This is a genomic window from Streptomyces sp. Edi4 (assembly GCF_040253615.1).
Lineage (GTDB): Bacteria > Actinomycetota > Actinomycetes > Streptomycetales > Streptomycetaceae > Streptomyces.
Window position 1 is genome coordinate 314,002 of the sequence record NZ_JBEJGY010000004.1, and the last position, 18,974, is coordinate 332,975.

Annotated in this window: 10 protein-coding genes; 7 read left to right on the top strand and 3 right to left on the bottom strand. The window is 73.4% G+C overall.

Annotated features, from left to right (window positions below; genetic code table 11):
• Nucleotides 1-2 precede the first annotated feature (2 nt).
• From gntD to ABR738_RS03400, 5 genes are all read left to right on the top strand, one after another.
• Nucleotides 3-1,034: a guanitoxin biosynthesis L-enduracididine beta-hydroxylase GntD gene (gene gntD, locus ABR738_RS03380; RefSeq protein ID WP_350228454.1), complete on the top strand. Its 1,032-nt coding sequence runs from the start codon at nt 3-5 to the stop codon at nt 1,032-1,034.
• Nucleotides 1,035-1,125: 91 nt separating this feature from the next.
• Entirely contained in the window at nt 1,126-11,658 is a 10,533-nt protein-coding gene (locus ABR738_RS03385) for a non-ribosomal peptide synthetase (protein WP_350228455.1), read from the top strand.
• Between the two features lie 435 nt (nt 11,659-12,093).
• Entirely contained in the window at nt 12,094-13,452 is a 1,359-nt protein-coding gene (locus ABR738_RS03390; protein ID WP_350228456.1) for an MFS transporter, read from the top strand.
• 88 nt (nt 13,453-13,540) lie between these two features.
• Nucleotides 13,541-14,497, top strand: a complete 957-nt coding sequence (locus ABR738_RS03395) for a GNAT family N-acetyltransferase (protein WP_350228457.1) — start codon at nt 13,541-13,543, stop codon at nt 14,495-14,497.
• A gap of 160 nt (nt 14,498-14,657) precedes the next feature.
• The gene (locus ABR738_RS03400; RefSeq protein ID WP_350228458.1) at nt 14,658-15,572 is read left to right on the top strand and encodes a hypothetical protein; all 915 of its coding nucleotides are present in this window, start codon (nt 14,658-14,660) and stop codon (nt 15,570-15,572) included.
• Between the two features lie 154 nt (nt 15,573-15,726).
• Here the strand turns inward: ABR738_RS03400 and ABR738_RS03405 are convergent, their stop codons facing one another.
• The 3 genes from ABR738_RS03405 to ABR738_RS03415 form a co-directional block, all read right to left on the bottom strand.
• Entirely contained in the window at nt 15,727-16,227 is a 501-nt protein-coding gene (locus tag ABR738_RS03405) for a hypothetical protein (RefSeq protein ID WP_350228459.1), read from the bottom strand.
• Entirely contained in the window at nt 16,224-16,859 is a 636-nt protein-coding gene (locus tag ABR738_RS03410) for a dienelactone hydrolase family protein (RefSeq protein ID WP_350228460.1), read from the bottom strand. Before ABR738_RS03410 ends, ABR738_RS03405 begins: the two co-directional genes overlap by 4 nt.
• 156 nt (nt 16,860-17,015) lie before the next feature.
• On the bottom strand, nt 17,016-17,495 hold the full coding sequence (locus tag ABR738_RS03415; protein WP_350228461.1) for a hypothetical protein: 480 nt from the start codon (nt 17,493-17,495) through the stop codon (nt 17,016-17,018).
• A 234-nt stretch (nt 17,496-17,729) separates the two neighbouring features.
• On the opposite strand from ABR738_RS03415, the gene ABR738_RS03420 reads away from it, so the two are divergent.
• Nucleotides 17,730-18,146, top strand: a complete 417-nt coding sequence (locus ABR738_RS03420) for a CBS domain-containing protein (RefSeq protein WP_350228462.1) — start codon at nt 17,730-17,732, stop codon at nt 18,144-18,146.
• A gap of 153 nt (nt 18,147-18,299) precedes the next feature.
• Nucleotides 18,300-18,899 (top strand): YdcF family protein, encoded by a 600-nt coding sequence (locus ABR738_RS03425; protein ID WP_350228463.1) that lies wholly within the window; start codon nt 18,300-18,302, stop codon nt 18,897-18,899.
• Nucleotides 18,900-18,974 lie beyond the last annotated feature (75 nt).

Below are 18,974 nucleotides of genomic sequence, written 5' to 3' on the forward strand. Positions count from 1 at the left end.
CGATGCACACCCTCACACTCGACGCCGCCGACGCCGACGCGATCGCCTCCCTGCTCGACGAGCTGGCCGACCAGTACGCCGACGTCGAGGATCAGGCCTTCCAGGACGAACTGACCGTTCAGTCCCACCGGCTGCCGCTCGCGCTGCGCCGTTTCCTGACCGATTTTCGGCTGCACGAGCCCGCCGGGGCCTGCGTGGTCTCGGGCTACCGCGTCGATCAGGACCGCGTCGGCGCCACCCCGGCGCACTGGCGCCACCGTCACGGGCTCTCGCCCGCGCTCCGCGAGGAAATATTCCTCCTGCTGTGCGGGGCGCTGCTCGGCGAACCGGTCGCCTGGGCCACCCAGCAGGACGGATACCTGGTGCACGACGTCCTGCCGGTCAAGGGCCACCAGGACGAGCAGATCGGCACCGGCAGCAACCAGACCATCTTCTGGCACGTGGAGGACGCCTTCCACCCCTACCGGGGCGACTACGTGGGCCTGCTCTGCCTGCGCAACCCCGACCGGGTGCCGACCACTTTCGTCGGCGCCCAGGACCTGGAGATCTCCGCCGCCGACCGCCGCGTCCTCGCGGAGCCGCGCTTTTTCATGCTGCCCGACAACTCCCACCTCCAGATGCTGGACAGCGGGCCCGGCCGGCCCCTGACGGGCGGCTCGCGGCTCTTGGACGCCGCGTACGAGCGCCTGAAGCGGATGCTGGAGGACGCAGCGCCGGTGCCGGTGCTCTTCGGCTCACCGCACGACCCGTATCTGTGCCTGGATCCGTACTTCATGGATCTCGACCGGCTCGATTCGCAGGCCCGGGGCGCGCTGCGACGGCTCTCGGACGAGATCGACCGCCGTCTCGGCGGCGCCGCGCTCGCCCCCGGCGAGATCGTCTTCGTCGACAACTACCGCGCGGTACACGGCCGCAGCTCCTTCTCGGCGCGCTTCGACGGCACCGACCGCTGGCTCAAGCGGATCAATGTCGCCCGCGATCTGCGCAAGTCCCGCGACGCCCGGGCCGCCGCCGGCTCCCGCGTCCTGTTCTGACCCGGGCCCGCCGGACCCGGCCTCCGTACGCCCGGCACCGCCTTCCATCACCCGCCTTCGGGCCCGCCTGACCTTCTCCGGGGAGAGCACCGTGAGCACCACCCGCACCGCCGCCGACGCCACCGCCGACGAAACCGCACGCCGCATCGCCGGCCTGTCGCCCGAGCAGCGGGCCAGGCTCGAGGCCCGGCTGCGCGAGCGGGCGGAGCGGCGCCCGGCCGCGCCCGCCCAGGGGGTGCCGCGCCGCGCGCCGGGGACTTCGGTGCCGCTCTCCTTCACCCAGGAGCAGATCTGGCTGGCCCAGCAGCTCGCTCCCCGGTCGGCGGCGTACAACGTGCCGATGGCGGTGGCCTGTTCGGGCCCGCTGGACGGTGAGCGGCTGGCCGGCGCGTTCCGCGCGGTGATCGCCCGGCACGAAGTGCTGCGCACGACGTTCGGCGCCGGAAACGACGGGCTCCCCGTCCAACGGGTGCACGACGAGGCGCGGTTCACGCTCGCGGTGACCGACCTCAGTGCCCTGGCACCGGGCGAGGCGGAGGCGCGGGTGCGCGAGCGGCTTGCCGAGGAGGCCCGCACCCCGTTCGACCTGACCTCCGGGCCGCTGCTGCGGGCCGCGCTGCTGCGCACATCGGAGCGGGAGCATGTGCTCGCGCTGACGGTGCATCACATCGTGGCCGATGCCTGGTCGGTCCAGGTGCTGCTCGCCGAGGTCTCGGCGGCCTACCGGGCGGCGGGCGAGCCCGATGGCTCGGCGCCCGCGCCCCTGCCGGTGCAGTACGGCGACTTCGCCGCCTGGCAGCGCGGCCGCCTGGAAGGCGCGGCCCACGAGGAGAGCCTGCGCTACTGGCAGCAGCGGCTCGCCGGCCTCAGCGAGGCACCGCCCCCGGCCACCGCGACAGTGCGTCCCGAGGGCGCACCGGGCGCCGGCACCCACACCGTCGAGCTGCCCGCCGATGTCACGGCCGGACTGCGGGCGCTGGCCGCAGGGCACCGCACCACGCTCTTCACGGTGGCGCTCGCGGCCCTCCAGGTGCTGCTGCACCGCTACGGCGGACAGCCGGACCCGGTGGTCGCCACGCCGGTGGGCGGCCGCGAACGCACCGAGCTCGAAGGCCTGATCGGCTGCTTCGTCAATACGCTGCTCCTGCGCGGCGACCTGAGCGGGGAGCCGACGTTCGCTCAGCTCCTGGAGCGGGTCACCGAGGCGACCCGGCGCGACTTCCAGCACCAGGAGGTGCCGTTCGAGCAGCTGGCCGCGCAGCTGCGGGCCGGCTCCCCCGACGGCCTCGCCCGCACCATGCTCGTCCTCGACCATGCCACCCCGGCCCAGGGCTCCGGTCAAAGCCCCGCGGGGGCAGGGGAGTTGGCGCTGCGACCGCTGGAGGGGGCAGGCCCGGCCGACGCCAAGCGCGATCTGACGTTCACCGTCTCGGACACCGGCGCCACCCTGGTGCTGACGCTGGTCCACCGCACCGACCGCTACGAGGAGCGTTCCGCCGAGCGGCTGCTCGGCCACTACGCGACCCTGCTGCGGGAGGCGTGCGCGAAGCCGCACCGGCCGGTCGGCCGGCTGCCGCTGCTGAGCGCCGCCGAGCGCGAGCTCGTCCTGGACACGTGGAACGACACCGCCCTTGCGGTGCCCTCCGGCACCTTCCACGGCCGCTTCGCCGAGCAGGCCGCGCGGACCCCGGACGCCGTCGCGGTGGTCGGCGCCGACGGCACGTACCGCTACGGCGACCTCGACCGGCTCGCCAACCGGTTCGCCCACCACCTGCGCGCCCTCGGCGTGGGCGCCGAGACCCCCGTGGGGATCTGCCTGGAGCGCGGGGCGTGGACCGTGGTGGCCCTGCTCGCGGTCCTGAAGGCGGGCGGCTGCTATGTTCCGATCGACCCCGCCCAGCCCCGGGAGCGGATGGCGATGATGCTCGCCGACACCGCCGCTCCTGTGGTGATCACCCGCGCCGCGTCGGCGGGTCCGCTGCCCGAGGGCGTGCGGGCGGTCGTCGTGGGCGAGGCGGAGCTCGGCGCGCTGCCCGGCACCCCGCCCGATGTGAGCGTCGATCCGGCGCGGGCGGCGTACGTCCTGTTCACCTCCGGGTCCACCGGGCGCCCCAAGGGCGTGGTGGTCGAGCACCGTCAGCTGCTCAACTACCGTGCAGCCGTGGTCCACGCGCTCGACCTGGCGGACGGCGCCGGGTACGCGATGGTGCAGCCGTTCACCTTCGACTCGTGCCTCACGGTGCTCTCGGCGGCGCTCCTCGGCGGCGGCACACTGCACATGGTGGACGCCGGCACCGCATCGGACGGGCGGCTGCTCGCGGCCTACTTCGCCGAGCACACGGTGGACTACCTCAAGATCAGCCCCTCGCACCTGGCGGCGCTGGAAGGACCCGGCGCCGCACACCGGGTGCTGCCCCGACGGGGCCTGATCCTGGGGGGCGAGGGCTCGACAAGCACCTGGGTGCGCGAGCTCCTGGGCCGCGCCGAGTGCCGGGTCCTCAACCATTACGGGCCGACCGAGACCACGGTCGGCGTGACCACGCACCATCCCTTGGCGCACGAGCTCGCCGCCACCGCGACCGTGCCCATCGGCCGGCCCCTGGGCAACGTCCGGGCGTACGTCCTGGACGGGGCGGGCGAACCGGTGCCGCTCGGCGTGCCCGGTGAGCTGTTCATCGGCGGCGCCCAGGTAACCCGGGGCTATCTGGGCCGCCCGGGCCTGACCGCCGAACGCTTCGTGCCCGACCCGTTCGGCGCGCCCGGCGCCCGTCTCTACCGCACCGGCGACCTGGCACGCCGCCTGGCGGACGGTGCGATCGAGTTCCTTGGGCGCCTCGACGACCAGGTGAAGATCCGGGGCTTCCGGGTCGAACTGGGCGAGGTGGAGGCGGCGTTGGCCGCCCTGGAGTCGGTGGCTTCGGCAGCGGCCGTGGTGCGCGAGGAGCACGCGGGAGAGCGCCGGCTGGTCGGCTATGTCGTGCCCGCGCCGGGCGCCGAACTCGAAGTGGAGCTCCTGCGCGCCGAGTTGAAGTCGTCCCTGCCCGGCTACATGGTGCCCTCCGCCCTTGTGGTGCTCGACACCCTCCCCCTCACCCCCAATGGCAAACTCGACCGTCGCGCTCTGCCTGCGCCGCCGCGTCAGGAGTCCACGAGCAAACGCGCCGCCCGCGACGAGCGGGAAGCCGCCCTGTGCCGGATCTTCGCCGGAGTCCTCGGCACCGACCGCGTGCCGGGCATCGACGAGAGCTTCTTCGATCTCGGGGGTCACTCGCTGCTCGCGATGCGCCTGGCCGCGGTGATCCGTACCGAACTGGGCGCGGAAATCGGTGTCCGTGACATCTTCGAGACGCCCACCGTCGCGGCCCTGGCCGCCCGCCTGGAGCAGGCCGGGCCCGCCGCCGCGCTGCCGCCGCCGGCCCCCGCCGAACACCGGCCCGCCCGCATCCCGCTCTCCCACGCGCAGGCCCGCCTCTGGTTCCTCAACCGCATGGAGGGCCAGACCAGTGCCTACGCGATGCCCATCGTGCTGCGGCTCACCGAGTCCGTCGACACCGCCGCCCTGCGGGCCGCCCTCGACGACGTGGTCGAGCGGCACGAAACGCTGCGCACGCTCTTCCCCGAGACGGACGGCGAACCCCGCCAGCACATCCTGCCCGCCGCCCCCGGCCTGGTGGAGCTGACGGTGGCCGGCGCGGATGAGGCCTCGGCCCGGTCCCGGATCACCGGGCTGTGCGCGAGGCCCTTCGACCTCACGGACCAACTCCCGTTGCGCGCCGCGCTTTTCACGCTCGCACCCGACGAACACCTCCTGGTCCTCGTGCTGCACCACATCATCGGTGACGGCCTGTCCATGCGCCCCCTCACCCGGGACCTCACCACCGCCTACGACGCCAGGGCGGACGGCCGTGCACCCGAGTGGAGCCCGCTGCCCGTCCAGTACGCCGACCACACCCTCTGGCAGCGCCGGCACCTCGGCGACCCCGACACCCCCGGCACCCCGCTGCACGACCAGCTCACCCACTGGACCACCCACCTCGCGGGCCTGCCCGACGAGATCCCCCTGCCCACCGACCACCCGCGACCCGCCGAGCCCAGCCACCGCGCCGCCCGGCACACCACCCGCACCGACGCCGCCGTCCACGACCGGCTCGCCACCCACGCCCGCAGCCACCAGGCCACCCTCTTCCACACCCTGCACGCCGCCCTCGCCACCGTCCTCACCCACAACGGCGCGGGCACCGACGTCCCCATCGGCACCCCCACCGCGGGCCGTGCCCACCCCGAACTCGACGACCTCATCGGCTTCTTCGTCAACACCCTCGTCCTGCGCACCGACACCAGCGGCGAACCGACCCACACCCAGCTGCTGCACCGCACCCGCGACCTCGGCCTGACCGCCCTCAGCCACCAGGACCTGCCCTTCGAACGGCTCGTGGAAGCCCTCAACCCCACGCGCGCACCCCACCGCCACCCCCTCTTCCAGACCGCCCTCACCCTCAACACCGCCACCGTCGCGCAGGATCAACTGGGCGCGACCGGCCTTGACTTCGAGAGCGCGGCGAAGTTCGACCTGTCCTTCACCGTCACCGAACACCACACCCCGGGCGGCGACCTGGACGGTCTCACCGTCACCATCGAGTACGCCGCCGACCTGTTCGAGCCGGTCACCGTCGAACGGCTCGCGGACCAGTTCCAGCGCGCCCTGCGCAACGCCGCCGACCACCCCGACGTCCCCCTGCCCGCCCTGGACCTGCTCGGCGAGAGCGGCCGGGCCGAACTGGCCGCTCTCGCCACCGGCGCCGCGCACCCGCTGCCGGACGCCGCCCTGCCGGAACTGTTCGCCGCCCAGGTCGCCCGCACCCCGCACGCCACCGCCCTCACCCACGGCGCCGACACCCTCAGCTACGCTCAACTCGACGCTGTCACCGCCCACTTGGCCGGGCACCTGGTGGAGCTCGGCGCGGGCGGGGAACGCCGGATCGCCATCCTCCAGGAGCGCTCGGCGGCCCTGGTGGTGTCCACCCTGGCCGTGGTGCGGGCCGGTGGCGCGTATGTGCCGCTGAGCGAGAGCTGGCCGGCCGAGCGGATGGCGCTGGTCCTCGACGACACCGGCGCCGACCTCCTTCTGGTGGACGCCGCAACCCGTGACCTGCCGTTCGTGCGGGAGCGGGCCGCGGCGGGGGTACGGGTGGTGGACGTCTCGGCCCCGATGCCCGACAGCGCCGTCCAGCACCTTCCCGCCGTCCGGACCGACCGGCTCGCCTACGTGATGTACACCTCCGGCTCCACCGGCCGCCCCAAGGGCGTGGCCGTCACCCACGCGGACGTCGCCGCGCTGGCCGGGGACCGCTGGTGGCGGCGCGAGGGTCACCACGAGCGGGTCCTCTTCCACTCCCCGCACGCCTTCGACGCGGCGACCTACGAGCTGTGGGTGCCGCTGCTCAACGGCGGCGAGGTCGTGGTCGCGCCGGTCGGCGCGCTGGACGCGGCACGTCTGGGGCAGCTGATCGCCCAGCACCAAGTCACCGCGCTCTGGCTGACCGCCGGCCTGTTCCGGCTGATCGCCGACGCCGCGCCAGAGAGCCTGGCCGGTGTGCGGGAGGTGATGACCGGTGGCGACGTGGTCCCGGCGGACGCGGTACGCCGCGTGCTGGCCGCCCACCCCCGGCTGCGCGTGGTCGACGGGTACGGTCCGACCGAGACCACTGTCTTCGCCACCCGGCACCCCATGGCCTCCTCGGACCGGCTCGGCGACACCGTGCCGATCGGCCGCCCCCTGGACAACACGCGGGTCCAGGTCCTGGACGCCGGACTGCGCCAGGTGCCGCCGGGCGTGCCCGGTGAGCTGTTCGTCGGGGGCGCCGGGGTCGCACGCGGATATCTGGGCCGCCCCGGACTCACCGCCGAGCGGTTCCTGCCCGATCCGTTCGGCGAGCCGGGTGCCCGGATGTACCGCACGGGCGACCTCGTCCGCTGGCAGTACGACGAGCGGGGCGAGGGGCGGCTCACGTTCATGGGCCGCACCGACGACCAGATCAAACTGCGCGGCTTCCGCGTCGAACCCGCCGAGATCGAGGCGCACTTCACCAACCGCCCCGACATCGCCCAGGCCGCCGTGCTGCTGCGCGAGGACAATCCGGGCGACCAGCGGCTCGTGGCCTATCTCGTCCCCGCCGCCGCCTCGCCCAGCACCCCCGACCCGGTCGGGCTGCGCGCCGACGCCGCGGCCCAGCTGCCCGCCCATCTGGTCCCGTCCGCCGTGGTCCTCCTGGACGCCCTGCCGCTCACCGCGCACGGAAAGCTCGACCGCCGCGCCCTGCCCGCCCCCGCCGCGTACGCCACCACGAGCGCGCCCTCCCGGGCTCCCCGCACCCCGCACGAGGCAGCCTTGTGCGCCCTCTTCGCCACGGCGCTGGCCACCGACCAGGTCGGCATCGACGACAACTTCTTCGAACGCGGCGGGCACTCGTTGCTCGCGATGCGCCTGATCGCGTCCGTACGGGCCGAGCTGCGGGCGGACGTCGAGGTACGTGACCTCTTCGAGGCGCCGACCGTCGCGGCCCTGGCCGAGCGTCTGGCCGGTGCCCGGGCGGCCGTCACGCTGCCGCCGCTGGTCCGTACCGAGCCCCGGCCCGAGCGGATTCCGCTCTCCTCGGCGGGGACCCGCCTGTGGTTCCTCAACCGTATGGACGAGACCGAGCGCGCCTCCTACAACATCCCGGTGGTGCTGCGCCTGTCCGAGGCGATCGACACCGGCGCGCTGCGGCAGGCGCTGGACGACGTGGTCGCGCGGCACGAGACGCTGCGGACCGTCTTCCCCGCCCATGACGGCGAGCCGTACCAGGAGATCAAGCCGGCCGCTCCAGGTCTGGTGCCGCTGGATGTCGTGGTGAGCGACGAGACGGACGCCCGCGCGCGGATCGCCGCCCTGTGCGCCCGACCCTTCGACCTGACCGCCGAACTCCCGCTGCGGGCGAGCCTGTTCACCCTCGCGCCGCAGGACCACCTGCTGGTCCTTGTGCTGCACCACATCGCCGGCGACGGCCAGTCGATGCGACCGCTCAGCGCGGATCTCACCACCGCCTATCACGCCAGGTCCCAGGGCCGCGCCCCCGGCTGGGCGGCGCTGCCCGTCCAGTACGCCGACTACGCCCTGTGGCAGCGCCGTCACCTCGGCGACGCCGACACCCCGGGCACGGTGCTGCACGCCCAGCTCACGCACTGGAGCGCTGTCCTCGCCGGCCTCCCGGAGGAGATCGCCCTCCCCACCGACCATCCCCGCCCGGACCACCCCACCCACCGCGCGCGGACCCACACCGTGCGCACCGGCCCCGCCGTCCACCGCCGCCTCCTCGCGCACGCCCACACCCACCAGGCCACCCTCTTCCACTCCCTGCACGCCGCCCTTGCCACCCTCCTCACCCGCAACGGCGCGGGCACCGACGTACCCATCGGCACTCCGACCGCGGGCCGCGACCTGCCGGAACTGGACGGACTTGTCGGCTTCTTCGTCAACACCCTCGTCCTGCGCACCGACACCAGCGGCAACCCGACCCACACCGAGCTCCTGCGCCGCACCCGGGACGTCAGCCTGACCGCGCTCGCCCACCAGGACCTCCCCTTCGAACGGCTCGTCGAGGCCGTCAACCCCAGCCGCTCCCCGCACCGCCACCCCCTCTTCCAGACGGTGCTCACCTTCAACGACACCGGCGCCACCGCACCCGAACCAGCAGACAGTGACGTCGAGTTCGAAGGGGCGGCGAAGTTCGACCTGTCGTTCACGGTCACCGAGCACCACACCGAGGACGGCGCCCCGGACGGTCTCACCGTCACCGTCGAGTACACGGCCGACCTGTTCGAGCCGGCCACCGTCGAGCGCCTTGCCGGCCAGTTCCAGCGGATCCTGGACGCCGCCGCCGAGCAGCCCGACACCCCCATCCTGGCCACCGACCTGCTCGACGAGCACGAGCGCGAGGTGTTGTTCTCCGAATGGAGCGGCCCCACACACACGCTTCCCGGCCTCACCCTGCCGCAGCTGTTCGCCGCGCAGGTCGCCCGCACCCCCCACGCCACCGCCGTCACCTGCGGCCCCGAAGTCCTCACCTACGCCCAACTGGACGCGTCCGCCAACCGGTTGGCGCGCCACCTGGTGGCCCTGGGCGCAGGACCCGAACTCCTGGTGGCGCTCGCCGTGCCGCGCTCGGTGGAGACCCTGGTGGCCGTGCTCGCGGTCCTCAAGTCCGGCGCGGCCTACCTGCCCGTCGACCTCTCCCACCCGGGCGAGCGGATCGCCCACACCCTGACCGATGCCCGTCCGCTGTGTGTGCTCACCACCACGGATGCGGCCGCGCTGCTGCCCGCCACGGGCCATCCCCGGCTACTGCTGGACGCCCCGGAAACGACGACCGCTCTCGCCGTCCAGCCGGCCCACGATCTCACCGACGCCGACCGCGCCGCCCCCCTCTCCCCGCGCAACCCGGCCTACGTCATCTACACCTCCGGCTCCACCGGCCGCCCCAAGGGTGTCGTGGTGGAGCACCACTCGCTCGACGCCTACCTGGCGTGGGCGCGCGAGGCCTACGGCAGCGTGGCCGGCCGGGCCCTCGTCCACTCGCCGGTCTCCTTCGACCTCACCGTGACAGGTCTGTTCGCCCCGCTCACCAGTGGCGGCACCGTCCAGCTGATCGAACTCGACGACCAGGCGCCCACGGCGCGAAACTTCGAACGGCCGACCTTCGTCAAGGCCACCCCGAGCCATCTGGCCCTCCTGACCGCGCTGCCCGAGCGCTTCTCGCCCAGTGAGCAGCTGGTGCTCGGCGGCGAGTCGCTGATGGGCGAGGTCCTGGACGAGTGGCGCCGGCGGCACCCGGGCGCCGCAGTGATCAATGAGTACGGCCCGACGGAGACCACGGTGGGCTGCACCGAGTTCCGTATCGAACCCGGCGACACCGCGCCCTCCGGCGTGATCACCATCGGAAAGCCGATCTGGAACACCCGGATGTACGTACTCGACGAGGCGCTGCGGGCGCTGCCGGTCGGGGTCGGCGGCGAGCTGTTCATCGCCGGTGATCTGGTGACCCGCGGCTACCTCGGCCGCCCCGGCCTGACCGCCGAGCGCTTCCTTCCCGACCCGTTCGGCGAGCCCGGCGCCCGGATGTACCGCACCGGCGACCTCGGCCGCTGGACCCGCGACCACCAGGGCGAAGGACAGCTCGAATTCCTCGGCCGCACCGACGACCAGATCAAGCTGCGCGGCTTCCGCGTCGAACCCGCCGAGATCGAGACGTACTTCACCAACCGTCCCGACATCGCCCAGGCCGCCGTGCTGCTGCGCGAGGACACCCCCGGCGACCAGCGGCTCGTCGCCTACCTCGTCCCCTCCCCCGGCGCCGCGCCCGCCCCCGGTGAACTGCGCGCCCACGCCCGCGCGCACCTGCCCGCCCACCTCGTCCCCTCCAGCACGGTGCTGCTCGACACCCTCCCGCTCACCCCCAACGGCAAGCTCGACCGCCGCGCCCTGCCCGCGCCGCCCACCGCGCAGACGTCGGCCGCGCGAGCCCCCCGCACCCCCCACGAGCACATCCTCCGCGACCTGTTCGCGTCGGCCCTCTCCCTGGACAGCGTCGGCGTCGACGACAACTTCTTCGACCTGGGCGGGCATTCGCTCCTCGCGGCCCGGCTCACCGCCAGGATCCGTACCGAGCTGAACGTCCAGGTCGGTCTACGGGCGCTGTTCGAGACACCCACGGTGGCCCTGCTCGCCGAACGGCTCTGCGCGGACGGCGGCGCCGGGGACGACGCCGGACTCGGGCAGCTGCTGCCGCTGCGCGCCGGCGGCTCACGTCCGCCGCTGTTCGCCGTGCACCCTGGCGGCGGGCTCGGCTGGTGCTACTCCGGGCTCGTACGCCATCTCGACCGCGACCGTCCGCTCTTCGCGCTCCAGGCCCGGGGACTGGACGGCGCGGGTGAACTGCCGCTCAGCATGGCCGAGATGGCCGCCGACTATGTGCGGCTGATCCGCGAGGTGCAGCCGAGCGGCCCCTACCATCTGCTCGGCTGGTCCTTCGGCGGCACGGTGGCACACGAGATGGCGCGCCTGCTCCAAAAGGAGGGCGACGAGGTGGCGCTGCTCGCCCTGCTCGACTCACACCCCACCGGCCGGTTCCGGCACGCGGGCCGGCCCAGCGACGCGGAGATCCTTTCGCTGGCGCTCGACGGTCTCGACCTCGACGGACTCGACGCGCTCGCGACAGCCGGGCCCGTGGACGCGGCGCACACCCTGGGGCACGGTCTTCCCACCGCGGACGCCGTCCTTGAGCTGCTGCGGGAGCGCGGCAGCGTACTGGGCGGACTCGACCCGGACGCGCTGGGCCGGCTCGTGCGGGTGACGGCCAACAACCTGGTGCTGGCCCAGGGCGAGCGGCCGGGCCGTTACCGGGGCCCTGTGCTCTTCTTCGAGGCCCTGCCAGGGCGTGGCGCCGACGGCGTCCCGCTGGCCGAGCTGTGGAGGGAGCACGTGGAGGGCCCGGTGGAGAACCATCCCCTGGACATCCCCCACAGCCGCTTCACCACGCCCGAGGCGCTGGCCCAGATCGGCCCGGTCCTCGCCGCGCGTCTGCGCTGATCCGGAGTTCGGGGTTGTGCGAGCCGGCCGGATGGTGCGGGCCGCCCGGGGTGGTGCGGGCCGCCCGGGGTGGTGCGGGCGGGCCGGGCGGTGCGGGCGGGCCCGGGCGGTGCGGGCGGGCCGGGCGGTGCGGGCCGGCGCGGTGCGGGCCGGTCCCCCGCCGAACGCACCGCCCCACCCCACCCGGGCACTGGTCACCACCCGGACCGGCGCCCCCCGCCCACCCCGCCGCCGCATGCCCCGGCCGCCAGCCCCCTTGTCACCTCTCACCTCTCACCTCTCACCTCTCACCCACCCCTGCCACCCCGCGACCGAACGGAGCCGCCCCATGGGCCCGCCCCGCCCAGCAGCCGACCCCACCGACCCCGCCGACCGGCGACGCGCCGTCATCCGGCGCCGTCCCCCGCGAGGCGTCCGACGCCGCACCGAGGCGTCATGACCACCTTCCTCCTCGTGTGCGCCGGACGGCTGATCACCGCGCTCGGATCCAGCATCTCCGGCTTCGCGCTCGGCCTGTGGATCTATCAACAGACCGGCTCGGTCACGCAGTTCGCCACGGGCCTGCTGCTCGGCTTCGCGCCGGGCATGCTGGCCGCGCCGGCCGCCGGTGTCCTGGTCGACCGCCACCGGCGCCGCACCGTGCTGCTCTGCGCGGACACGGCCGCGCTGCTCGCGGCCGTCGCCATGGCCCTTTCCCAGTCGACCGGGCACCTGGCGGTGTGGCAGGTGTACGCCGTCACCGTCCTCGAATCCTGCTGCGCGGCCTTCCAGTGGCCCGCGCTCGCCGCCGCCGTCACCGTCATGGTCCGGCCCGAACAGCGGGGCAGGGCGGGGGCGATGACACAGACCGCGCTGGCCGTGGCGCAGCTGCTCGGCCCGATGCTCGCCGCCACCCTGCTCGGCGTGGGCGGGCTGCGCGCCGTCCTGATCATCGACGTCATCTCGTTCGCGCTGGGGCTGCTCACCGTGGTGCTCGCCCGCTTCCCCGAGCCGGGCGACCGCGAGGCGAACAGCGGTCCGCCCGCTCAACGCCCGGGCTGGCGGGCAGAGTTGGCCGAGGGCAGGCGGCTACTCACGGGGCAACCCGGCCTGCGCCACCTCCTGCGCGTGGTCACCGTCTTCAACGCGGCCGAGGCAACCGCGACCGCGCTCCTGCTGCCCCTGGTCCTCTCCAGCACCCCGCCGTCCGAACAGAACGCGGCGGTCGCCCTCGTCAGCACCTGCGGGGGCCTCGGTCTCGCGGTCAGCAGTGTCGCCATGTCGCTCTGCCGTCCGCCACGCCGGCCCATGCCCTGGATCACCTCGGCCACCGTCCTCAGCGGCGGCGCGGTCCTGCTCGCGGGCCTCCATCCGCGCCCGGTCCTGCTCGCCGGAGCCGCCTTCATGTTCTTCCTCGGCCTGCCGGTGGTCACCAGCTGCGCTCAGGTCCTGTGGCAGTCCGCGGTGGCCGCCGAGGCGCAGGGCCGTGTCTTCGCCCTGCGCCGCATGTTCACCCAGGGCGGCACCATGCTCGGCTTCCTGCTGGCCGGTCCGCTCGCCTCGCGGGTCTGCGAACCTCTGGTGGGCGCGGGCGGCCCGCTCGCCTCCACCGTCGGCCGCCTCCTCGGCACCGCCCGCGACCGAGGCAGCGCCCTGCTGCTGTGCTGTACGGGTCTGACGCTGGCCCTGATCGCCCTCCTCGGCCGGCGCCACACCATCGCCGTCCTGTCTCCTCCGGCGGACGAGGGCACCACGCCCGTACCGGCGGCCGCCACGCGCTCCACCCCGACGAGCCCGCCCACCGCCGCCCCCTAGGCTCATCCGGCATACGTTCCAAGCCGGTGCGTCCACCTGAACGGGCTGGACGCGCCCGTCACTTCACCGCCATCGCCCCGGAGGCACTGTGCTCTTCCGCCCCACCGCCGCATCGGACCTCGACCAATTCCTGCCGCTCATCGTCACCGACCCGGCAAGCGCCATGACCGCCGACACGTATACCGCCCGCGTCTCCCGTGGTGAGTACCGTCCCGAGTGGACCTGGATCGCTGACGACGGTTCGGGCCGGGCGCCGCTCGCCCTCGCCGTGTGGTGGGGCGGCCCGGACGAGGCCCAACCGGGCGCGCTGGACGGCCTGTTCGTCCACGCGTCGGTGCCGGACGCCGAGCGCGCCCCGTTGGCCGCGCGACTGCTCGCCGCCGCGCACGCGGCCTACGCCGGGGCAGGAGCGGATGTCGCGCCGGAGTACCACCTGTTCCTGCCGGGTGACTGGCGCGCCCGGCCCGACTCCGTAGCGGCCGTGGCCTGGCGCCAGGAGGCGGCCCGACGCGCCGGTCTCGGCGCCAGTCTTGAGCGACTGCGCTACGAATGGACCCCCGGGGCGGGGCTCCCCGAGCCGTCCGGCGCCCTGGCCTTCGATGCCGAGCCCGACGACGAGGTCTTCGTCGACCTGTTCCACCGGGTCCTCAGGGACACCCTGGACACGCTGTCCCGCAAGGAGGCCGACCGCGTCGGCACCGGGCAGCAGGCACGCGACGACGTGGCGTTCTACCGCGACACGATGCCCGGGGACCGGTCCTGGTGGCGGGTCGCGCGGACCCCGGGCGGCGAGGTCGTGGGCTTCGGGCTCCCCTCGCGCAATCACACCTGCCCGGTGGTCGGTTATCTGGGCGTGCTGCCCGAGCACCGGGGCCGTGGGTACGCGGACGAGATCCTGGGCGAGATCACCCGGATCCTGGTCGCCGAGACCGCCCCCGAACTCGTCCGCGCCGACACCGACACGACGAACACGCCGATGGCGGCGGCCTTCGAACGCGTGGGGTACCGCAGCGACTCCTGCCGCCTGGTGCTCTTTGCCTCCTGAACCTCCCGGCGCGGGCGACGGGCGCGAGGGCCGTCGACAGGTGGCCGAGATCCGGCGTGTATCCGGTGAATATCCCCACTCGCTTCCATGGACCACAGGAATGGCACAGGGGTACGGGCACCGGTACGCGTCGGACGATTCGGAAAAGGAACAACCGCACATGAGCATCGATGAGTTGGCCCTCGCCTCTACCGAGACCGAGGCCCGGGCCGCGTTCGTGTCCCGGGCCGGCGGCCCCGAGCTCGACGTGCGCACCCTGCTCGACCGGGCGGCGCGGTCCCTGCCGGGAGTGCTGCACGATGCGATGGACGCCGGCACGGTGCTGGCCGAGCTCGCCGCGTACGCGGCCCGGCGCCCCGTCCCCGCGGCCTGGGCGCTGGATCTGGCCACGGGCGCGCTGCACCGGGCGCCCGGGACGCGAGCGGGCGAGCCGGTGGGGTTCGCGGCGGGCCTCACCTGGGTGGACGCCCTCGAATCGGGCCTTGCGGCGCACTGCGAGGCGCTGCTCGCCGACCGCTTGGCGTCCCCCCTCACCCGCGTCCCCGCGTTGCGCCTGGCCGGCGTCGCGGAGAACGGCGGCGCACAACGGTCGACCGCGCCCCTCGTAGCGCTTCCGGGACCCCGCTCCGTTACGGCACCGCACCACACCACACGCGCCGAGGGCGAGTTCGTCGCGCACGACCTGTCGGCCCTGCTGTCGCTGCCCGCCTGCGCCGTACGGTTCGCACCGGCTCACGCGCCGCACGGGCGCCCGGGCTCACCCCCGTCGTCGGACACCGTCATCGCGACGGGCCCTACCTTGGCCGCCGCGGCCCATACCGCCACCGAACGCGCCCGGTCCCTCAATGCTGGCCTCTCGTACGGAAGTTGGCGCCACCAGGCGGTCCCCGCCATCACCCGCCCTCAGGAACAACCCGCCCTCTGCCCACCTCCCCGCCCGCAGTGGACCCACCCTCTGGACGCCCTGCGTTCCCAGGGCCACGCTCCCGCCGCGATCCTCCTCGACCACGACACGCGCCTCACCGAGGTGCTGCCCTATGTGGTCCGGATCGTGCTCGACCGCGCACCGGCGTAATGCCGGTGCCGCGTCAGGCCGTCCCGCGTGGGTGCAGATACGTCGGAGTCGGTCTCGGCGTCGGGTGGCGGTGGCGGTGGCGGTGGCGGTGGCGGTGGCGGTGGCGGCATACTCCCTCGCCGGGTGCGCGGAGGCCGGCCCGGTCCGGGGGAAGTCAGGGGGAACGGTGGGACGGCGTCTCGGGCCACAGACGTACCAGGTACTCTTCCGTGCCTTCCATACCTTCCATGCCTTCCTGCCGCGACAGCTCGTTCTCCTGGGCGAGCGATGCGGTGGTTCCACGGGTCTCCTCACGCCGGCGATAGAAGACCCGGGCGTGGTGATCGCCTGTCGGGACCGTGACGCAACGCGCCCCCATCGTCCCCTCGGATATGACGAGTTGGCCGGTGGGCAGCTCCATCCGCAGGTCGCGCCGGCCCTCCCAGCCTTCCGGCGCGGGTGGTTCCCCCGTCCACGTCTCGATGCGCAGCTTCACTCGGTGGGTCGCCTGGACACAGCAGATCCGCACCTCGTACCCGTTGCCCGCCGCCACGTCGGCGCGTGCCCGCGCAATCAGGGTGTCGTCGTCATGGGCGTCGCAGTCCGCGTCGAATAGCTCGAACGCGCCGTAGTCGGGGAAGACGAGGGCTTCGTATTCCGTCAGTTGGTGCGTCATGTCTCTCCATGCCTCTCACCAGTGCCGGTCGGTGCGTTCGTTGTGCCCGACTCCGTGACGCGGTCGAGGAATGCGAGTATCCGACGGATGGCCTGCGTCGTGGCCCGCTCGTCGTGGGACGGCAGACCGCTGTCGGAGAACAGGTGCCGGTCACCTGGGTAGAGGAAGAGCTCGCCATCCGCTGCCGCCCCGACCAGCGCGCGGGCCGCGTCGATGTCGCCCTCCCCCGCGAAGAACGGGTCCGCCTCCATGCCGTGGATCTGGACTGGAACGTCCCGGGGCCAGCCGCCACCACCGAACTCCGAGACCGGCACGCATGCCTCGAACAGCACCGCACCCTTCGCGCCGGCGCGAGTCTGGGCCAGCTTCTGCGCCGGCAGGACACCGAGTGAGAACCCGAGGTGGACGATGTCGCGGGGCAACGACTCGGCCGCGGCGGTCCCTCGCGCGACGATCGTCCCGAACCCGATGCTCTCGGCGTAGCCGACGCCCTCCTCCAGGCTGTCGAAGACCCGCCCCTCGAACAGGTCCGGGACGTGGACGGTGTGCCCGGCCGCTCGCAACTGCTCAGCGAACGCGCGGACACCGGTGGTCAACCCGTGCCCATGGTGGAAAACCAGCACCTCAGCCATGTCACTCCCCTCGTGGCGCCGTGCCCGATGACTTCGCAGCACGAGTATGACCCCCACCACTGACATCGCCCCCGGCCGCCTCCACGACCGCTGGGGCCACCTACGGCCTCCGTCGCCGGACGTCCTGGACGGCCGTCGGTACGCGACGGCGGCGGGTCACTCGATCGCGAGGGGCCCTATGCCCAGGTCCTCCCGCATGAGACGACGCATCTTCGCCATGGCCTCGCGCCGTCGCTGTATGAGCGGCTGGTCGTCGGCCGAGCCCACGGCCACCCCACGGGCGTACGCGTCACGAAGCGCCCGCAGGCAGTGGAACGCCTCGTTCCCCGCCTGCACGACCTGCGAGGGGCCCACGAGCCAGAGCCGTTCGCTCGCCGTGTATATCCCCGTGCCACGCACGGCCTCGCGTACCGCCGCGTCCCGTGCGGCCTCGGACCTGTGGTCTCCAAGGGCGACGGCGCGAATCTCCTCACCGGCGGCCTTGAGGGCGGAAACGTACTCCGTGTAGACCTCGCGCCGCACCTCCAGCACGTGCCTGGCTTCCTCCCGACGCCAACGGTTGCGGTCGGCGGACAACGTGGCCGCGATGCCGATCACGGCACCGGTGAGCGTGGAGAGCAGGGGCATCCAGTCCATGCGCCACAGCTTGGCCAAACCGCGGCGCCGGCACCAGGGGGTTTCGCCATGATCCAAGGAAGGACGGCCACCCGCACATGAGTGGCAGGGAATCGGCCATAAGGAGGCGAGCGGGTTGATGTGCGCCGGATGCCGTTATCCGAGGGGAGCGCGGGGCACCCATGCAGTGCCCTGGTCCGGCCGCGGCTGCGGACGGGCCGTATCCGTGGATGAAAGACGAAGGAGTGCTCTCGGATGACGAAGGCACGCGAGATCATGACAGCGGGTGCCCAGTGCGTCGGCGCCCAGGAAACCGTGCTCGACGCCGCGAAGAAGATGACCGAGCTGGGGGTCGGCGCGCTGCCGATCTGCGGTACGGATGAACGGCTCAAGGGCATGCTCACCGACCGGGACATCGTGGTGAAGGTCCTGGGCGCCGGCAAGGACCCGGCCTCGGTCAAGGCCGGCGACCTCGCTCAGGGAGAGGCCGTCACCATCGGCGCCGACGACGACGCCGACGAGATCCTGCGCACCATGAGTGAGCACAAGGTCCGCCGGCTGCCCGTCATCGACGGCCACACCCTGGTGGGCATCGTCGCCCAGGCGGACGTCGCACGCGCCCTGCGCGACCCGAAGGTCGGCGACCTCCTCGAAGCGCTGTCGACCGACTGACCGCCGCCCGCACCAGGAGCCAAGGCCCGGATGCCCCGTCTGCGCGGCGCGGCGCGGCGGGCGGCCGGGCCCGCGCCATCCGGGACAGAACGCGCCCTCGGCAGGGCAAAGCGCGTCTCGTCAGTCCCGGACACCGTGCCCTAAAGTCGCTCCATGCGACGAAGGTTTGGGCTGGCGATCGCCGGCGCTGCGGCGCTGGCCTGGGGCGAGTGGGTCAATTGGTGCTGGTCCCGGGCTCTTGTGGGAAGCGGCACGGGCGCGTCCGAAGCGGTGGTCGTGCTGGGATTTCGAAATCCGCAGCCGACGGCGAACTTCATCAACCGCTGGCGCGTACGCGCGGGAATCCGCTCCGTGGCCACTGACGGTCCTGGCCCCACGCGCGTGATCTTCAGCGGTGGCGTCACCGGCACAGGGGCCCCGGAGGCCCAGTTGATGGCCGACTACGCGAAGTCGGCGCTCAGCTACGACGGCGCCGTACTGCTCGAGGACCGCAGCACCACGACATGGGAGAACATCACCAACGTCATTCCGCTCCTGGAGGACGTCGACCGCATCAAATTCGCCTCGCAGCCGGCGCACGCCCTCAAGGCCCGTGCGTACTTGCGGCGCCAACGACCCGATCTGGCCGAGAGAGTGGTGCGGGCCGATGATTACCGCCCCGGCGAATGGATGATCGGCAAACCCCTGCTCGCTCTCCATGGTCTGTGGTCCCTGCGCGGCCTCGGACCCGAGGAACGGAAGGCCGCGCCGTAAGGAACCGCCGGAACGGGGAGGCCGCCTCCCCAAGGCCGCGGCGCCGACCCCGAGCCCCCGTCCCCCGGCTCACGG